Genomic DNA, 17,988 nt, shown 5'->3' with positions numbered 1-17,988 from the left:
GGCTGCTTACGCCGCCTCGTCGGCGACGGTAGCGTCGTCGCTGTCGCCGTCGAGATCGTCGGCGTCGCCTTCACTGTCGCCGACCTCGGCGCCGGCTTCGGCCTTGGCTGCGCCACGGCGCGGGCTCTTGGCGAGCTGGCTCTCGATTTCCTTGATCGCTTCGGTCTCGGTCGAGTGCTGCACGACCGCGATCTCGCGCGACAGCCGGTCGAGCGCCGCTTCATAGAGCTGGCGTTCGGAGTAGGACTGCTCGGGCTGCGATTCCGAACGATAGAGGTCGCGCACCACTTCCGCGATCGCGACGATATCGCCCGAATTGATCTTGGCTTCGTATTCCTGCGCCCGGCGCGACCACATCGTGCGCTTGACGCGGGCACGGCCCTTCAGCGTCTCCAGCGCCTTTTTGACCAGAGCCGGGTCGGACAATTTGCGCATGCCGACATTGGCGACCTTCGCGGTTGGGACGCGAAGCGTCATCTTGTCCTTCATGAAGCTGATGACAAACAGTTCCAGCTTGGCGCCCGCAATCTCCTGCTCCTCGATCGCGAGGATCTGGCCGACGCCGTGAGCCGGATAGACCACAAATTCGTTGGCCTTGAATCCCTGACGCTGGGTCACGACCTTCTTCGGCTCCTCGACGCGCGGGGCCGCGGCAACCGGCTTGACGGCGGCCTTCGGCGCAGGAGCTGCAGCCTTGGGAGCAGTCTTGGCGGCGACTTTCGAAGCAACGGTCTTCTGGGCTGTCGCTTTCGCGGCAGTTTTGGCAGTCTTTTCTGGCATCACGCTTCTTTTGTTCTTCGAGGACTTTGTAGCCGCAGCCTTACGGGCTTCCTTCACGGACGCCCTGGCACGACCCTTGACTGCGCTGCGGGCAACTGCAGCGGCTTTCTTTGACGATTTGGAAGCACTCTTTTTACGCGTTTTCTGTGACACAGCCTGCGCGCGGAAACTGCCACGCCCCTGTTCGGTGTTTTTGCGGAAACGAACGGGGCCAAAGATCAGGATGGCCGGGTTCGGCTCTGACAATGTGCCCAATATAGCACATTTTCCGCAAAAATCAATGATTTAGGGCCGAATCCCGTCACCTGCCGGGGCTGACGGTCATAACTCTGTCAACAGGGTTAAACGACGGCGTGCTTCTCCGCCTGAAAACGGTCTCGATCCGGCCAGGGACAGCGCGCGAATCAGTCGCCGGTTCCGGGGTTGGTAGAGAAATATTTCTCGAACTTGCCTTCCTGCCCATCGAACTCCTTGGCGTCAGGGGGCGAGTCCTTCTTCTGGGTGATGTTTGGCCAGCTCTTGGCGTATTCGCTGTTGACCTCGAGCCACTTCTCCAGGCCCGGCTCGGTATCCGGTTTGATCGCATCCGCCGGGCATTCTGGTTCGCAGACGCCGCAATCGATGCATTCCTCGGGATGGATGACCAGCATGTTCTCGCCCTCGTAGAAACAATCGACGGGGCAGACCTCGACGCAATCGGTATATTTGCACTTGATGCAGTTTTCAGTGACGACGTAGGTCATCCAGGACTCCGAACCAAAGACTCCGAAAGCGGATTCATTCTTTGAAGGGCTTGCGTTTCAAAAATTGCGTAGCGCAGGAGAACCGCTGCTGCAAGATAAGCAAGCCGGTTTTCGGCGCCGTCTTTCGGGCAACTGATTGCCTGCCCGAGATAATCACTCGGGGCGGCTCTGCAAATCCTCGTACAGCACCCGCGCTGTCGTCGCATCGCCCCGCCGCTCGGAGAAGCCGATCACCTTCAGCACGCGCACGCTGCGATCGAGCGCGATCGTCAGCACGTCGCCCGGTTTGACCGCGTGCCCGGGCGCACTTTCGCGCACGCCGTTGATGCGGACATGGCCGGCCTCGACCAGCGCGGCGGCGCTGGTGCGCGCCTTCACCACCCGCGCGTGCCACAGCCATTTATCGAGACGCTGGCGCTCCAATCGGCCTCATTCCTGGGTTGGCGCGGCTCAATCCTTGCGGTTACCGGCGAGCTGCTCCTTCAACGCCGCGAGTTTTGCGAACGGCGAATTCGGATCGATCGCGCGTTCGCGTTCGCGCGGCGCCGAACTCGCATATTGGCGGAGCGCCGGGCCGCTCTCGCGCCCCTTGTCGCGGCCGCCTTTGTCGCGGAAATCACGGCCGCCGCGCTCGCGGTCGCCACGGTCGCGATCCTTGCGGTCGCCGGAGAATTTATCGCGGCGGCGATCATTGTCGCGGTCGCGGCCCTTGCCCTCGAAGCGCTCGCGGCGCCCGCCTTTGTCCTCAGGCGGGGCGCCATTGCTGGCGGCCGCAGCTCCCACGGGCGCATCCTCGCGCGGTTTGCGGAACTCGTGATGGCGGCGACCACGGCGCTGCTGGTCGCGCTGGGCGCCATCGGCACCTTCACCCGCTGCGGCGGCGCCCTGTGCGCCCTCGCGCGGCTGATGGCGGTGGCGGCTGCGGTCATGGCGCGGGCGACGCTCCTCGGAGCGGCCGCCGGGGCGCCAGACTTCGACCAGTTGCGGCTCGGCCGGGGTCTCGGCTGCGGCTGGCTCGGTAACGGCGTCGGCTGGTACAGCTTCCTCGGTGCCGGCTGCAGCCTCGGCTGCGGCCGTCGGCATCGGCTCTGCCGTCGCGTCGGCCGGGACCTCTGCGGGAGCGGTCGCGTCCGCCTGCACTACGGCAACGGGCTCCGCTTGCGCCTCGATCGCCTCAGGCTCCGGCTGCGGTTCAGCCACCGGCGCTGGCTGCGCCTCGATCACTTCAGGCCCGGGTTGCGCTTCGGCCACGGGCTCTGCGGCGGCAGCCGCTGGTTCCTCGCTCGGCGCAGGCGCCAAGGTAACTTCGGGCAACAGCGCGGCGGATGGGCTGGGCTCGGGCAGCTCGGCGGATACTTCTTCCGCCGGCGTCTCCGCCGCAGCCTCAGCACTCGCTTCCACCGCCGGCGTCTCGACGGACACTGTCTCGACCACTTCCACCGGCTTCGGCGGCGGGGGCGGGCGGCGCTCCATGCGATAGCCGAGCGCGCGCAGGACCGAGGCGAAATCCTCGCCGGCGGAGCCGGTGAGCGAGGTCATCGCCTGCGTCACCACGAAGCCGCGGCCGTCGAACGCGCCCGCGGGCTTCTCGCCCGGCGCACCTTCGCGCCAGGCCAGCGCGGGACGGATCAGATCCGCCAGCCGCTCCAGGATGTCGACGCGCACTGCCCGCTCGCCGCACTGCTTGTAGCCGAGCACGCGATAGGCATCGCGCGGCAGCCCCTTGTCGATCGGGAATGAGGTCCGCCCGCTCGACGCCAGATGCTGCACATTCGACAGCGCCGACAGATCGACATTGTCCTGCTTCTCGGCCCAGAGCAGCGAGGCCAGCGCCCGCGCCGCCGGCTTGAGGAGCTGCGGGAAGTAGATGTGATAGGCGCCGAAGCGGACGCCGTATTTGCGCAAGGTCGCGCGCGAGGGCTGGTCGAGATCCTTCATCTCGGCCGCGATCTTGGTCCGCTCCAGCACGCCGAGAGCTTCCACCAGTTGGAACGCGATGCCGCGCGCAATCCCCTGCAGGTCCTCTGCCTTAGACAGGTCGAACAGCGGCCCAAGCAATTTCGTAATATGCGTCTTGAGCCAGAGATCGAGCCGGTTCTGCACGGCCTCGCGCGGCGCGCCGGTCAGCCGCTCGTCGGAGATGATGCGGAGGCGCGGATGCAGCGCGTCGTCGGCCGCGGCGAGTTTGGCCACCGCATCGCCGGTCCAGCGGATAGTACCGTCGGAGGTTAGCACGAAGGTTTCGTCCGGCGCGGCGCTCAGTTTCTCGGCCCGCGTATCGATCTCGCGCGCCAGCACCTGCTGGGCTGCGGCCTGCAGCGCCTTGGCATCTGAGCCCGCTTCCGCCGCGTCAGGCGCAAAAGTGAATCCGTCGAGCCGGCCGATCACATGCCCCTCGACGATGACTTCGCCGGTCTTGCCGATTTCAGTATTCAAAACAGAGTTCTCCCGCAGGCGGCGCATCAATACACTGGTACGCCGATCAACGAAACGCTCCGTGAGCCGTTCATGCAGCGCATCGGACAATTTATTTTCGAGCTCGCGCGTGATCCCCTGCCAATGTTCGGGATCGGACAGCCAGTCCGGCCGGTTCGCCACAAAGGTCCAGGTGCGCACCTGAGCGATCCGGCCCGACAGCGTGTCGATATCGCCGTCGACGCGGTCGGCCTGATCGACCTGGGCAGCAAACCATGCATCGGGAATACGCCCCTTTTGTATCAGGAAGCCGTAAACCGTGGTCACAAGCTCGGCATGGGCCGCGGGCGATAGCTTTCGGTAATCGGGTATCTGGCAAGTGTCCCATAGCCGCTCGACGGCGACAGCGCCATGCGCCATGTCGCGCACCTCGGCATCGCGCGCGGCGTGGTCGAGCACGCGCATGTCTTCCGCGATCGGCGCCCTCGTCAGCACTTCATGCGACGGCGGCAGCGACAACGAGACCTGCAAGCTGCCGAGCGAGGAGAAATCCAGCTTCGAGTTGCGCCATTGCAGCATTTTCACGCTGTCAAACGTATGGTTCTGCAGCGCGTTCACCAGTTCCGGCTCGAACGGCGCGCAGCGTCCTGTCGTGCCGAAGGTACCATTGCGCGTCGCGCGGCCAGCTCTGCCCGCGATCTGCGCGAACTCGGCCGGTGTCAGACGGCGGAACTGATAGCCGTCGTATTTGCGGTCGGAGGCAAAGGCGACATGATCGACGTCGAGGTTCAGCCCCATGCCGACGGCGTCGGTGGCGACGAGATAATCGACGTCGCCGTTCTGGAACATCGCGACCTGCGCATTGCGTGTGCGCGGCGAGAGCGAGCCGAGCACGACCGCCGCGCCGCCATGCTGGCGGCGGATCAATTCGGCGATCGCATAGACCTCGTCCGCCGAGAACGCGACGATCGCGGTGCGCCGCGGCTGCCGCGTGATCTTGCGGTCGCCGGCGAATTCGAGCGTCGAGAGCCTGGGCCTTGTGATGATGGAGGCGCCGGGCAACAGCCGCTCGATGATGGGACGCATCGTCGCAGCCCCGAGCAGCAGCGTCTCGTCGCGCCCGCGCCGATTGAGGATACGGTCGGTGAAGACATGCCCGCGCTCGAGATCGGCCGCGATCTGGATCTCGTCGACCGCAAGGAACGAGACATCGAGATCGCGCGGCATCGCCTCGACCGTCGAGACCCAGAAGCGCGGCGACTTCGGCTTGATCTTCTCCTCGCCGGTGATCAGCGCGACGCTCTCAGGCCCAGCGCGATCGGCGATCTTATTGTAGACCTCACGCGCCAAGAGCCGCAGCGGCAGCCCGATCAGCCCGGACGAATGCCCAAGCATGCGCTCGATGGCCAGATGCGTCTTGCCAGTATTGGTCGGCCCGAGCACAGCCGTGACGCCGGCGCCGGGCGCGCGCTCATGGGCGAAGGGAGGAGAGGAAAGAGCCATGATTTCGAGGTGCTTTTCTTGATGCTTTTCTTGGAGATGAAAGAAAGCGCGACTAGGAAAATTGTCTCAGATTGCTACACGGCGGATGCCGCCGCTTAAGCTTCGGAACGAGTTGAGAACGAATCGCGGCCGAATCGCTGACTCCACCTGTGTTCTCCTCCGTTCACCGCAACATCTCGTGTCGGCATTTCAGTTCCAGCACCAAATCGGGTTTAGCAGCGATCACGATGACAGCGAAATTGTTAAAGCCGGAGTCGAATCAGAAGCGGCCAAGAGTCAACAGAATTCACGCCCTCTCCGTCATTCCGGGGCGTCCGCAGGACGAGCCCGGAATCCATCGGGCCGCATGCGCCGGAGGAGAAATGGATTCCGGGCTCGATGCTTCGGATCGCCCCGGAATGACGGAGCACGACCTCACTGCGTCTTCGCCACCCGCGGCGGCGTGGCCGACGTCACGAACGACGTCGCCTCCAGCATGGCGAGCCCGAACGGCGTCGGAATCTTGACGCGGAACGGGATCAGGATGCGCGTGCCCGCGATCGGCACGAAGGCGATCTCCATGTTGCGCGCTTCGGCGAGGTACTTGATCACCGGACGGTCGGGGATATAGCCCGCGATCGGCGTGAAATAGATCGCGCAGACCAGCGCCGGGCCCTGATAGCCCTTCTCCGCCTTGACCATCTCCACGCGCTTGAAATCGAGCTTCAAATCGTAGCGCAGCCGGCCGTCGAAAATGCCCGCGCTGGTGCGGCAGCTATCCGGGCTCATCAGTTCGCCCGTGCCCGGCACCCGGAGCAGCGAGCCGGTCATCGGATCGAACACGTTCTTCTTGTGGGCCTCGGTGACCGGGATCCGGTTCGGATCAACCGGCGGTTCCGGCTCGATCACGGTTTCCTTGATGCTGCCGCCACTGAGCGCCATCCGAATGATCTCGGATTTCTTGTAGCTGTTGTAGTTGACGGTGTAGCCCGCCGCCACCAGCGCGCCATTGACCACGCGCCCCTGGGATCCGCCCACCCCGCCGGCGCCAGCAAATGCCTTGAGCAGCCCGGAAGTGCCGCCCTGCGCGATCGCGGAAAAGGTGTCGTCACCGATCTCGATGGTCCAGCTTCCCTTGCCGACGGCAATACCGGCCAGCGAGGCCTCATACTGCGCATCCAGCCGGCCCTGCGCGAGCGCGCCCTCCGGCAACATCAGGAACAGCGCGCCGGCGCACAACAGCCAGGATTCCCTCACTGAGGGCAGAAAACTGCTGAAAATGCTCACAAACTTAACGATCCTGTCGTCGGCGCCGAAAGATCATCTAGGGAGAAATGACCGGCAAGCAACGCGGGCGAATACGGAACCACTTAACCAGCCTGAATACGCCCTTTATATGGTGTGTTAACCCGCTGAACGGCCTTGTGAACGTGCCGGTTTTGCGTGCCATAAGGTTTTACCGTTCGCGCGAGGAAAACGCGCCGAATTTGAGGGTTTCGGAACCAGGGAAAGTGGCTCTAAACCCGATAAAACCTTGACGCTTTGCACCTCACCCCCTATACGTCCGCGGTTCCTGGAAAATGGACGTAGGTTTAGACCCCCGCCGCGCGCGGCGCGCGCTGTTGGTTTAGCAGGGATGGAAGAGGATTTGAACAATGTCGCGGCGCTGTGAACTGACGGCCAAGGGCCCGCAAGTGGGCCACAAGGTGAGCCACTCGAACATCAAGACCAAGCGGCGCTTCCTGCCGAACCTCTGCAATATTACCTTCCAGTCGGAATCGCTCGGCCGCAACATCCGCCTGCGCGTCTCCTCGAACGCGGTGAAGAGCGTCGATCACAACGGCGGCCTCGACGCGTTCCTCTTGAAGGCGAGCGCCGCAAACCTCTCGCCCCGCGCGCTCGACCTGAAGCGCCAGATCGAGAAGAAGCGGACAGCGGCTGCGGAGCAGAAGGCGAGCTGAGACTCGCTGTATCAGAGTAGCGAGTTGAGAGTTTAAACGGCCGGGTCGAAAGACCCGGCCGTTTTGCATTCTTGCGGGGACCTCTAACGATACTTCAGGCACCTAGAACGAATTTCGAATTCGGTTCAGCTTAATCAAACGACGGTCGGTCAGCAGATTTGGCGCAGTCGTGCCAATGCGATCAAGAACCTCTGATACCCCGTAAGGCCACTGTCTGGCATCGTCAGCCAGAATGCCGTGAAGAATAGCAAGCGTTTGCTCGGGAAATTCATCAACCAGATTGTGCTTGTTTCGTCTGAGGGCCGGGAGGTTGATGAAATCTTGGTCGACAGGGCCAACTAGAGGCAGGATATAGCTGGCGTAGAGCGGAAAACGCTCTCCCTGCGCGAAAGCCAATTCAGCGAGCCTTGCGGAGACTCTCGGCGTCTTAGCCACTATCTGCTTTGGCCAAACCTGCGCTAATAGCGTGACCGCATCGTCTCTCCAGCGAGACCCAGGCTCCCTGGACCACCGCTCTAGGTGCCAAAGCACTTGCGTCCGAAAATCATCGTCGGCATCCGCTAGCACGGCCGTCATTTCGGCATCGGTTATCAGTCGCGTTTCGTTTTCGCCGGCTCTGCTTCCCCAACCGGCTAAGACAATGCCAGCCAATACCTCCGCATGCCTTCGTCGCGTGTAAGAACCTTTGTGAGCTAAGCCTAGTAATGAAGGTTTCATCCGAACAAAAAGCTGCGCCTGGGGCACTTTTGCACCCCAGAAGAACCCTGCCCAGAACGCGTCGCCGTTATGGTCTTGTCGTTCCATTGCAGGCAAGATCGACTGCGTTACCCACTGCGGATCTACGCTGAACAGCCAAGCTAGGTTATGACAAAGAATTGCCAACGCACGAGGGCGCCCCTCCCCTCTTAGAGACAGCAGCTCATTGGCTTGCCCCTTCCACCGATCCGGAAATTGCTCGCCACCCTTGAGTCTGCTTACTGCAGGGTCCGCCAATAGAATCTGCGCTAGATGCCCGATTGGAGAATTTAGCGCCTCCGTTACCCAGTCGGGCGGCTGACTTCCTCTAACAATTGAGCTCTCGCCGAAGTCGGGGCGCTGCTCCAACAAACTAACAAGCCGTCTCCAGAGGAGATCAAATGAGTTACGGCCTCTAGGCAGCAACGTTTTGTGGACACGAAGCAGCCAGTCCGTCACTGGCCGAAGAAGATCATTCAGATAATCATCAGGTATCCGCCCTAATCGACTTACGATGAGAAGTACCAATCGAAATCGATCCTGCTTTCTGCCGTCGGCATTCAAGAAGGTTTGCCAGAAATTCCTAGGGTACTTTCCTGTCTTACCTGCAATGGTCAAAGCTGAAAACGCGCGGATGGGCTTCAGTGCACAAAATCCAGCATAAGGATCTCGCTCCACAAATCGTTCTTGCGATCTTCCGGACAATTTGGCAGCTGCATCCAAAATTTCTGCCAATGGTAAGTCTAGTAACTCATCGCTCCTTGTGTCCGTCCCCACCCATCCCGTACGTATAGCCGTCGAAAAAGTTGCGCTAGAAGCCCACTCCGCCTGCCATTCGGGATAATCTTCCCGTAACTGCCTAGTAGTTGCATCCAGATTGAATGTGAAGCTGCAACCGTTGGAAACGAGCCAATAAATACGATTCAAAATGGCACTGGCTCTTGCTTTCTTAAAATCGCTGACCGTCGCTCTCTTCCATCGTCCGGGACCCTGGAGCAGCCGCCGTTCTATTGAGATTCTTGTTCGAACGCCAAGCTCGTTCCATCGATTCCTGAGAGCGAAAAGTAAATCGCGTTGATGCGAGCTATACCAAAACTCCTCCCGCGAGATCGTTCTTAAGACCTCCGCGAATTCTCCATGGCTTACCAGACGCGAATCACCGCAAGACCAAATCTTTATATGTGCAGCGATGGGACCCGCGGCGTCGCGCCAAGCACGGATTTCTCGTTCGGCTGCTGGTGCATCGATCTCTAAAAGGCGGCGAAAGTGTTCGATATACTCAAAAAGCAGAATGTTAATGCCTGATTTATAAGACCGCTCCGACTCGTCCTCTTCGGTATCGGCATTGATCGACTCAAGCATATGAAGGCCGTATCCACCCAGCTCCTCTTCTAGAGCCGACCCAAGCTCCAGATTGTTCCGCAATTCTCTCAGAAGAGACGGAAGGAATTCCGCAGGGATGGCTACTACCTCGTCACCATGGTGTAGGTATTCCACATCCAAGTGCAGTAAGTTTTCTAATTCTTCGCTTGAAGAATCCGGAGCGCGAGGCGATCCAGAGAAAGCTCTTTCCACCTTCAGTCGCGGACGGCGAGTTTTTGCAAAGTCCCGAACAGCCGCAGCATCCCAACCATCAAGTTTAATTATCTCGAGTAGGTGGTACCAATCCTCAGAATGCTCGCTCCCCGCATGTTTCCAAGTATCTATGAGATAACGCCATGCGGCCCTGACTGCGGATGATGATTCATCGTTGGCGTCACCGATCTTAGATTCGATCTGACGTTGAATATCCGGATGCAGACCCTTTTGTGACGCAGCCCACCAAACCGCTGCCGGCTGATGCGCAACTCGTTGAAGCCAACGCCCCAGGTATCCGACGCGAGCAGCAAGTCGTGGAGCGTTGACTGCCCAGTGGCCCCGCAGTGCTGAGACCTGATCTTCTCCAAGATTCTGACGGTCTGGCCGAGTAAGTGCAAAAGCACTCCAAGCATTTGCTGGAATGTCTCGCTTTTCGAAGACGGTGCTGTCCGGATCAATCTTCGCGGGCACCGGGTCGCTATCTAACCCATACGCCATAAACGGATCGAAATGCGGCCCGACCTCCATTAGGGAGCCAATGCGACCTGGCTTTGCGTATCGGATGTACGGATCAAACGTGCACAGCCAATCGGCCGGCAGCGGCTGGGACGCGAGCGCGACACGCTTCGCACCTTCCAGTGTTGAAACTACATGAGCAATTTGTCCCCGTATGTGCGGCTCACATTTTTCCGGGCCAACACTCGCTTGAGCGAATAATTTATCATACCACACGCTTGGACTCCGCGCCCTTTCCGCCCAAAGGCCTAGCGTGTCCCAAAGTGCGGCATGCGTTCGCGATTCCTCGTAAACAATGGGCCGGACCCCCTTCTGTACCCACCTTGCTTCGGCTTCCTCGTAGGCACCGGATTGGAAGGCATACACGCCGCTCAGAGAGCCTGGCGAGCGGTTCAGGGCTTCCAGCAAATACTGCATCGGCGGATCATCGGCCGAGTATCCCACAAACACGACAAAAAAGCGCTCTAGGACAGTCCTGATGAAATCGGCGGCCCAACGATCCGAAAGATAAGCGCGTCCAAACTCTGCACTTGATATAACAAATCCATCGCCTGCTGCATCGCCGTAGTCACTGGTAACATGCCCATGCAAATGTATGATGCCACCGAATTCGTCGCTGCGCAGCGGATCTGGAAGACGCGGCGGTTTTGAAAACGGAATGGCAGGATCGCAATCCTCGAACAAGAGATCAAAATTCGTCGTAATTAGTCGAACTGTCCCATCAGGCCCTTTCGCCAACTCCAATAGGATCCGATGAGCGCTCAGATCAGGCGATCTTTCAGGCTTCAGAGCCGCCGCAATCGCGCGGTATATGTCTGAACTGAGAAAATCACGCTCAATTAAGCCGAAGACGCGATCAGCTGAGATCAATCCTCCAACCCCTGCAATAGGAGGCATAGTCTCGATCGCATTGATGAGTTGACGTGCCGGCTTATCTGGCGCGATAGAAAGTCTGTCAGCGACAGAACGCGCCAACCCGATGAAGTCCTTTAGACCTGCTCTGGCTCGAGAAACGCCCGCGCCGCAAAAGAAGACTACGCGTCCCTCGTCCCTAGCGACGAGGAGGTCGTCGGGGACGTTAGGGCCATCCTTAAAAAATCTCAAAGTGCGTCCCCTCACATTAGTATATGAACCGGATAAGCATCGCTGATTCTGAGTTTTTGATAAATCCCCAGGCGTTCTGCGCTATACTCGCCGAGGTAGCGGGGAGGCTCGCCATGCGAAACATCGTGATTTGCTGCGATGGGACGGGGAACGAGATCAACGAGAATATTTCCAACGTCCTGAAGCTCTATCGCTGCCTGCGCAAGACGGAGAAGACGCAGCCCAGGCAGTTCGTCTATTACGATCCGGGTGTCGGCACGCTGGCGCGGCCGGATCCGTGGCACAAGCTGAAGCAGAATTTCAACACGATCCTGGGGCTCACCACCGGCTATGGGCTCGATGACAATGTGCTCGCGGCCTATGAATTCCTGGTGCAGCATTACCAGGATGGCGATGCGATCTATCTGTTCGGCTTTTCGCGCGGCGCCTATACCGTGCGCGTGCTGGCCGGGCTGATCCACAAGATCGGGCTGATCTCGCCGGAGCAGGTCAACCTCGCCGGCAGCGGGCTCACCGCCTACAAGCAGTTCTCGGATAGCCACAAGACTGGCGCGGACGTCAGCCTGCGGGCGCTGCCGCCGCCAAGCGACGAGTTCGGGCCGCTGCCGAAGGACCGCTACGACAACGCGGCGCAGTTCGCGCGCATCCTCTCGGTGCGCTGGCCGACCATCCGCTTCGTCGGCGTCTGGGATACGGTCGCCAGCATCTTCGTGCCGCGGCCGGACCGGTTCTATTGGCCGAGCCTGGAAGAGCTCGCCTTCACGATGCACAATCCGAGCATCCGCACCTTCCGCCAGGCGATCTCGATCGACGAGCGGCGCTGCATGTTCCGCCTGAAGAAGTATGACGAGCCGCAGCTGTTCTTCAGCAACCGCTTCATCCCCGATGAGAAGGCCGAGCCGCAGGACATCCTGCAGGTGTGGTTCGCTGGTGTGCACGGCGACATCGGCGGCGGCTATCCGGAAGCGCAAAGCGCGCTGTCGAAATATCCGCTGCTGTGGATGATCGAGGAAGCCACCAAGTTCGGGCTGACGGTGAACATGCAGATGGTGAAGCAACTCGCCTGGGGCGTGCAGCGCAGGGGCAGCCCGTTCACTTACGTGAAGCCCGATGTGGCGGGCGAGATGCACGACCCGATGACCTGGGGCTGGCGCATGCTCGAATACATCCCGAAGAAGGCCACCTACAAGGAATGGCCGGAGCGCAAAACGCATTTCGGCTTCTACATCCCCGACTGCGAGCCGCGGCTGATTCCTGAAGATGCCGTGATCCATGAATCGGTGGTGAAGCGCATCGACGCGGTGACGGACTATCGGCCGATCAACCTGCCGAAGCAGTACAAGACCTTCCCGATGCCGGAAGCGCCGACCGAGCAGGCCCCACCGGAAGCGGCGTGAGCGGCGGCGCGTGTTGCGCGACGCCTGCGCCGCAGTCTCCCGCCTCTCCCCTTGTGGGAGAGGCCGGATTTCGCGCGTCAGCGGGAAATCCGGGTGAGGGGTATGCCTCCGCGAGGCGTAGTCCCTCGATAGGCCGGAACCCCTCACCCGGATCGCATTCCGCTTCGCTGCATGCGGCCTCTCCCACAAGGGGAGAGGCGAAGCGGAGCAAGCGGCAAAACCACAGGCCAGCACCACTAATTCCTTCTCGCGGCATGCTCGCCAATCACATGCATTTGCCGCGGCGCCACCTCCCCGCCCGCGCGCTTGTCACGATCTCCGCCCGCTGGTTTGCTCATCCTGTCGACACGCCGCGCGTGCGGCGGGCTCGATCCGACAACAAGCAGAACAAAGAGCAAGGGAGAGAGACAATGAAATGGCAGGCGTTCGTCGCGATCGCGGCGCTCGTGACATCGGCAGCCGCGGCGGCGGAGAAGAAATATGGGCCTGGAGTGACCGACACCGAGATCCGACTCGGCCAGACCTCTCCCTATAGCGGGCCGGCCTCGGCCTACAGCGTCATCGCGAAAACCCAGCTCGCCTATTTCGAGATGATCAACGACAAGGGCGGCATCAACGGGCGCAAGATCAACCTGATCAGCCTGGATGATGCCTACAGCCCGCCGAAGACCGTGGAGCAGACCCGCAGACTGGTCGAGCAGGAGGAAGTGGCCGCGATCCTCAACCCGCTGGGCACGCCGACGGGATTGAGCGTGCGCAAATATCTCAACGACAAGAAAGTGCCGCAGCTCTTCGTCGGCGCCGGCGCGACGCTGTGGGGCGACCACGAGCACTTCCCCTATTCGATCGGCTTCCAGCCCTCTTACCAGGCCGGGACCGCGGTCTACGCAAAATACGTGCTGAAGAACAAGCCGGACGCGAGGATCGCGCTGTTCTACCAGAATGACGACGCCGGCAAGGATTACGGCAACGGCTTCAAGAACGGATTAGGGCCGGAGCACGCCAAGATGATCGTGGCGGAGGCGACCTATGAATCCACCGATCCGACCATCGACAGCCAGATCGTGAAGCTGAAATCATCCGGCGCCGACGTGCTGTTCATGCATGCGATCCCGAAACAGGCGGCGCAGGCGATCCGCAAGGTCGGCGAGATCGGCTGGAAGCCGGACATGTTCTTCCTGGCCGCAACCTCGACCTCGGTCTCGTCGGTGCTGAAGCCCGCCGGCTTCGAACATGCGAAGGGCATCATCTCGTCCTACTCGCTGAAGGACCCGAACGATCCGCAGTGGAAGGACGACAAGGATGTCCAGCAATGGCTTTCCTTCATGAAGGCCTATTTCCCTGACGGCAACATGCAGGACCAGCTCATCGTCTACGGCTATGTCGTGGCGGAAGCCACGGTGCAGGTGCTGAGGCAATGCGGCGACGAGCTGACGCACGAGAACATCATGAAGCAGGCCGCCAATCTCGACACGACGCTGCCGATGCTGCTGCCCGGCATCAAGCTCAAGACATAACCGACCGACTACTTCCCGATCGAAGCCATGCGCCTGCAGCGCTTCAACGGCGAAACCTGGGAGCTGTTCGGCGAAACCATCGGCAACGATTGAGGCGTTGCTTTCTCCTCCCCGTCGTCCCGGGCAAGCGAAGCGCGACCCGGGACCCATAACCACGACCGCAAGTGTGGCGCGAGACTCGGAGTTACAGTGAACGCCCACAACGAGATCCTATGCTTATGGGTCCATGCTTTCGCAGGGACGACAGCGGAGTGTGATCGCCTGACGGGCAAACCGGAAGCGTAGGGTGGGCAAAGCGTAAGCGTGCCCACCAGCCGCACTCAGCTCGTGGCGGTGGGCACGCTGCGCTTTGCCCACCCTACGACAGATGCAAGTGTTGCGCGACGCCAGCGCCGCACGACTCGCGGATCGGGGTCACGTGTCACTCACCATTGCTCCCACCGGCGCTGCGCACGCGGCGTGGCGAATCGCCGAAGCGGGCGCGGAATAGTCGGTTGAAATGCGAAATATCCGAAAAGCCGACTTCCAGCGCGATGTCGGAAATGCGCCGCGCGTTGTCGTGGGCCTCGCTCAGCAGCATGAACGCCTTTTGCAGCCGTAACTCGTTCACGCGCCCCGTGAACGACGTCCCGGATGTCGCCATCAGGCGCTGCAGATAACGAGGAGAGATGCCCTGCCTATCGGCTACCACCTCAAGGGTGAGCTCCGGGTCCTGAAAGTGCGCCGCGATATGGTCGAGGGCGGCGCTGTGGCGCGCAGCCATGACTGCGCTCGCGTTGCTCTCACCCAAGGGAGCGTGCTCGCTCATTGCGAGCGCCGCGAGATCGTGGATGTGACTAACGATCGTGTCACATAGCTTAGGGGTAGCTAGCGCGCCCTCCTTCAATGCCAACTTCACATAAGTCATGAGAAGTCGAAGCGCTTCGGTCCGGCGATGAATCGGCCGCATGGTGAGGTCGTCGACACCAGTCACGCGCGAGGCAAGCGCATCGCGCGGCAAGGCCAGACCAAATTGCAATCCTTCCAGATAGGTGACAGCGACGGATTCCGAATGCAGGATAGCCATTGCATCGCCGCCGCGGAGCTCGAACTCCTGGCCGCGCTGCGACAGCTGACTCCTGCCGGGCAGACTGACGATGAGGCCGATCGAGTCATCACCATCAACAATGTTCGTTTGTGACCGCTTGAAGCGCATTGCAGAGCCCTTCAAGGACAGCATGCGCAACCCCTGAAGGGCGTGTAGTGCCGCTTCGGCCTGAAACGGCACCTCCGATGACGGCTCGATATCGGCGCGGACTATGGTTCGACCAAAGTTCTCGCGCCATATCGGGATGCGCATCCGCTCCGGGAGCTCGCGCGTCGAGAATCGATAGGATACGAAATCGGCTGGGCCGCTAGACATGGCAACTCTCCCAGCTTTGATAAAATATTCGGACAAAGTGCTCCAACAAACGACTGCTGGCATTATAGTTTGCTATTCGCGCACCAACCTTCCGTTACGCGGTGCGCAGTAGTCCAAGAAACGACAGCGTCCGCCTGCTACTCTCACTCACCCGTGATCGATACTGTTGTGAATTGGCTCACTTGGCGGCCGGAAAATCAGTCCCATAGTTATTGTTAAGAGAGTCGTGACGCCAAAAATCTCCTTTAAGGAGAGATAGCCGTGATAGCTCTATTTCTCGTTGCCGCCATCACGTCCATTTTCAAAAATTGCTGGCGCCAGCAAGCGCGGGTCCAGCTTTACTAATTTGTTCGCGATTGATCGAACTCAACGATCCGCGGTGCAGATCGATCTGCAGATCCTCCCCCGGCACAGGTCATTTTCGGCCGTGGGCGAAATGCGTGGGATGTCGACGGTGATGATCAAGCGAGGATTCGATCATGTCCATCATATTAGACCTGCTTTACCGCGAATATTGCCGCGCCCGCCTCGCCGAAATGCGGCAGCAGCTTCTGATCCCGGTTGCGAGCGACGAAGTCCGGAAAGCGAATTGGGACGCCGGCGATCGTGCCGGCCCTGGTGATCGGGTTAGCGGTGGGGACGGCGGACCCGCCACGGAAGAAGCCCAAGCCATCCGATAGCCGGGCCTTGTAACCGCATCGGCTGTCTCGTCGACCTGTGTCCCACCGAGAGCGCGCCCGCACGCTGGACAGGGTAACCAAATGCATGATCGAACTCACATCTCCAAGCGATCGGCTGACGAGTCGCCGCCGGAACTCGAGGGGTTTGGCCGCGACCTGCGGATCGATGCCTGCCGCGGCATCGCACTATGGTGCATTTTTCTTGACCATGTCCCCGGCAACATCGGAAGTTGGCTGACACTGCGGCACTACGGCTTCAGCGATGCCGCGGAAGTATTCATGTTCATGTCGGGCGTCACCTGTGCGCTGGCCTACGGAAGGGCACGTCAGCGCGAGGGCTGGAGCGGCGTGCTCGGCCGTTCGCTGCGGCGAGGATGGGACATATATGCTGCATCTTTGCTCCTCACGCTCGCTTGCGTCATCATGGTTTACCTTGCAGGCCGCGACCATCTTGCTGACGAGACCAATACGCGCATCCTGTTGGAGCATCCGGGCGCGGCGCTCGCGCATGCTGCGATCCTGCAATACCGTCCCGTCAACACCGACATCTTGCCGGTTTTCGTGATTTATCACGTCTTGTTCGCGCCGCTTCTGTGGCTGTTGTTGCGAGTACCGAACGTGACGCTTGGCGCCTCGGTGTTGCTTTATGGGCTCGTGCGCGTCTTCGGCTGGAGCGTCCCCGCTTGGCCGCACAACGTCTGGTTCTTCAATCCACTTGCCTGGCAGCTTCTGCTTGTGCTTGGCGCCTGGTGGGTCATCGAGGGAAACAGATTTCGGCCGTGGGTGACCTCGCGCGCGGCGCTGGTCCTGGCCGTTCTTTATCTGGTTTTCAGCCTGGTTATCGCATTGAGCTCGCGCATGGCGTCGGTGGAACCGCTGGTCCCGCAGACCCTGACGAATCTGCTTTTCCCAATCGACAAATCGAATCTCAGTCCATTTCGACTGCTCCATTTTCTTGCTGTTGCGGTTTTGGCCGTATGGTTTGTGCCTCACAATTGGCGAGGGCTGGCGACGCCGGTGATGCGCGGCGCGATACGCTGTGGCGCGAACTCGCTTCCAATCTACTGCCTCGGCGTTCTGCTGGCGTTCGCCAGCCACGTGGCGCTGCTCGACATCTCGGATGGGCTGTCGATGCAGATCGCGGTCAGCCTTGGCGGAATCCTGGTGATGATCGTCGCCGCGATCCTGCTGAGCTCGATCAGGATCAAAACCTGGAGGCAGCCGCAGCCGACCGAGCCCCCTCCCGCCGTCCCAAGGTTGCGCGCCGCGGCGAAGTCTTGGCGTAGCCGGGTCCCGGGACCCATAACCACAAGCGTTTGCAGTCTGCTCCGCCGCAACCGCTCGCTCGCGCCACAACGATCAGCTGTGGTTATGGGTCGCCGCTTTCGCGGGGACGACAGCGGAGTGTGACTGTCCACTGGGCAAAATCAGAAGCGTAGATGGGGTAACGGGCCGCGGTCTGCCCTCCAAGCAAGCCGCGCTTGCTACGGCGCTATGGGTGGCGCGCTGCGCGCGGCTTGCTTGGAGGGCGGGCGGTCGTCCCTCACATTGATGGTGTGACGGAGTCGAGGATGGACCAACCACCCATACTACAAGAGAGACCAACAATGAGAACAAATCCCGAAACGAAGTGTCAGGTGGATGGGGGAGCGTGTGTGTGGTTTAAGACACACGCCAC

General features: G+C 60.7%; 11 protein-coding genes and 1 pseudogene. 5 read left to right on the top strand and 7 right to left on the bottom strand.

What is annotated here, in order from left to right; genetic code table 11:
- Nucleotides 1-6: 6 nt before the first annotated feature.
- The 5 genes from ACZIRK_RS23820 to ACZIRK_RS23800 form a co-directional block, all read right to left on the bottom strand.
- Nucleotides 7-780 (bottom strand): CarD family transcriptional regulator, encoded by a 774-nt coding sequence (locus ACZIRK_RS23820; protein WP_463328202.1) that lies wholly within the window; start codon nt 778-780, stop codon nt 7-9.
- A 404-nt stretch (nt 781-1,184) separates the two neighbouring features.
- A complete protein-coding gene (gene fdxA / locus ACZIRK_RS23815; protein ID WP_130231772.1) occupies nt 1,185-1,523 on the bottom strand; it encodes a ferredoxin FdxA in 339 nt (112 codons plus the stop codon).
- A gap of 153 nt (nt 1,524-1,676) precedes the next feature.
- Nucleotides 1,677-1,946 carry an RNA-binding S4 domain-containing protein gene (locus tag ACZIRK_RS23810; RefSeq protein ID WP_130231774.1) on the bottom strand — a complete coding sequence of 90 codons (270 nt, stop codon included), beginning with the start codon at nt 1,944-1,946 and terminating at the stop codon, nt 1,677-1,679.
- Between the two features lie 27 nt (nt 1,947-1,973).
- Complete coding sequence (locus ACZIRK_RS23805; RefSeq protein ID WP_463328201.1) at nt 1,974-5,441, bottom strand: helicase-related protein; 3,468 nt, start codon at nt 5,439-5,441, stop codon at nt 1,974-1,976.
- 414 nt (nt 5,442-5,855) lie between these two features.
- The gene (locus ACZIRK_RS23800) at nt 5,856-6,635 is read right to left on the bottom strand and encodes a DUF3108 domain-containing protein (RefSeq protein ID WP_080663731.1); all 780 of its coding nucleotides are present in this window, start codon (nt 6,633-6,635) and stop codon (nt 5,856-5,858) included.
- A gap of 440 nt (nt 6,636-7,075) precedes the next feature.
- Here ACZIRK_RS23800 and rpmB point away from each other — a divergent pair, with 440 nt between their 5' ends.
- Nucleotides 7,076-7,381 (top strand): 50S ribosomal protein L28, encoded by a 306-nt coding sequence (gene rpmB, locus ACZIRK_RS23795; RefSeq protein ID WP_028164248.1) that lies wholly within the window; start codon nt 7,076-7,078, stop codon nt 7,379-7,381.
- Nucleotides 7,382-7,483: 102 nt separating this feature from the next.
- Here rpmB and ACZIRK_RS23790 read toward each other — a convergent pair whose 3' ends face one another.
- Nucleotides 7,484-11,185 carry an SIR2 family protein gene (locus tag ACZIRK_RS23790; protein WP_463328199.1) on the bottom strand — a complete coding sequence of 1,234 codons (3,702 nt, stop codon included), beginning with the start codon at nt 11,183-11,185 and terminating at the stop codon, nt 7,484-7,486.
- Between the two features lie 242 nt (nt 11,186-11,427).
- On the opposite strand from ACZIRK_RS23790, the gene ACZIRK_RS23785 reads away from it, so the two are divergent.
- Both ACZIRK_RS23785 and ACZIRK_RS23780 read left to right on the top strand, forming a co-directional pair.
- Nucleotides 11,428-12,711, top strand: coding sequence for a T6SS phospholipase effector Tle1-like catalytic domain-containing protein (locus tag ACZIRK_RS23785; RefSeq protein WP_463328198.1), 1,284 nt, complete (start codon nt 11,428-11,430; stop codon nt 12,709-12,711).
- 410 nt (nt 12,712-13,121) lie between these two features.
- Nucleotides 13,122-14,321, top strand: a pseudogene (locus ACZIRK_RS23780) (ABC transporter substrate-binding protein).
- A 328-nt stretch (nt 14,322-14,649) separates the two neighbouring features.
- Here the strand turns inward: ACZIRK_RS23780 and ACZIRK_RS23775 are convergent.
- Complete coding sequence (locus tag ACZIRK_RS23775; RefSeq protein WP_463328197.1) at nt 14,650-15,630, bottom strand: AraC family transcriptional regulator; 981 nt, start codon at nt 15,628-15,630, stop codon at nt 14,650-14,652.
- A 479-nt stretch (nt 15,631-16,109) separates the two neighbouring features.
- On the opposite strand from ACZIRK_RS23775, the gene ACZIRK_RS23770 reads away from it, so the two are divergent.
- Both ACZIRK_RS23770 and ACZIRK_RS23765 read left to right on the top strand, forming a co-directional pair.
- A complete protein-coding gene (locus ACZIRK_RS23770; RefSeq protein ID WP_130230940.1) occupies nt 16,110-16,310 on the top strand; it encodes a hypothetical protein in 201 nt (66 codons plus the stop codon).
- A gap of 81 nt (nt 16,311-16,391) precedes the next feature.
- Nucleotides 16,392-17,720: an OpgC domain-containing protein gene (locus tag ACZIRK_RS23765; RefSeq protein WP_463328196.1), complete on the top strand. Its 1,329-nt coding sequence runs from the start codon at nt 16,392-16,394 to the stop codon at nt 17,718-17,720.
- Nucleotides 17,721-17,988 lie beyond the last annotated feature (268 nt).

Source organism: Bradyrhizobium sp. Leo114, from assembly GCF_055229415.2.
This window is presented reverse-complemented; position numbering and strand designations above follow the sequence as displayed.

Excerpts from the sequence above, each read along its gene's own strand:
- ACZIRK_RS23785 (WP_463328198.1), top strand. The coding sequence starts at position 11,428 with ATGCGAAACATCGTGATTTGCTGCGATGGGACGGGGAACGAGATCAAC.
- ACZIRK_RS23770 (WP_130230940.1), top strand. The coding sequence starts at position 16,110 with ATGTCCATCATATTAGACCTGCTTTACCGCGAATATTGCCGCGCCCGC.
- ACZIRK_RS23800 (WP_080663731.1), bottom strand. The coding sequence starts at position 6,635 with ATGTTGCCGGAGGGCGCGCTCGCGCAGGGCCGGCTGGATGCGCAGTAT.
- rpmB (WP_028164248.1), top strand. The coding sequence starts at position 7,076 with ATGTCGCGGCGCTGTGAACTGACGGCCAAGGGCCCGCAAGTGGGCCAC.
- ACZIRK_RS23765 (WP_463328196.1), top strand. The coding sequence starts at position 16,392 with ATGCATGATCGAACTCACATCTCCAAGCGATCGGCTGACGAGTCGCCG.
- fdxA (WP_130231772.1), bottom strand. The coding sequence starts at position 1,523 with ATGACCTACGTCGTCACTGAAAACTGCATCAAGTGCAAATATACCGAT.
- ACZIRK_RS23775 (WP_463328197.1), bottom strand. The coding sequence starts at position 15,630 with ATGTCTAGCGGCCCAGCCGATTTCGTATCCTATCGATTCTCGACGCGC.
- ACZIRK_RS23805 (WP_463328201.1), bottom strand. The coding sequence starts at position 5,441 with ATGGCTCTTTCCTCTCCTCCCTTCGCCCATGAGCGCGCGCCCGGCGCC.
- ACZIRK_RS23820 (WP_463328202.1), bottom strand. The coding sequence starts at position 780 with ATGCCAGAAAAGACTGCCAAAACTGCCGCGAAAGCGACAGCCCAGAAG.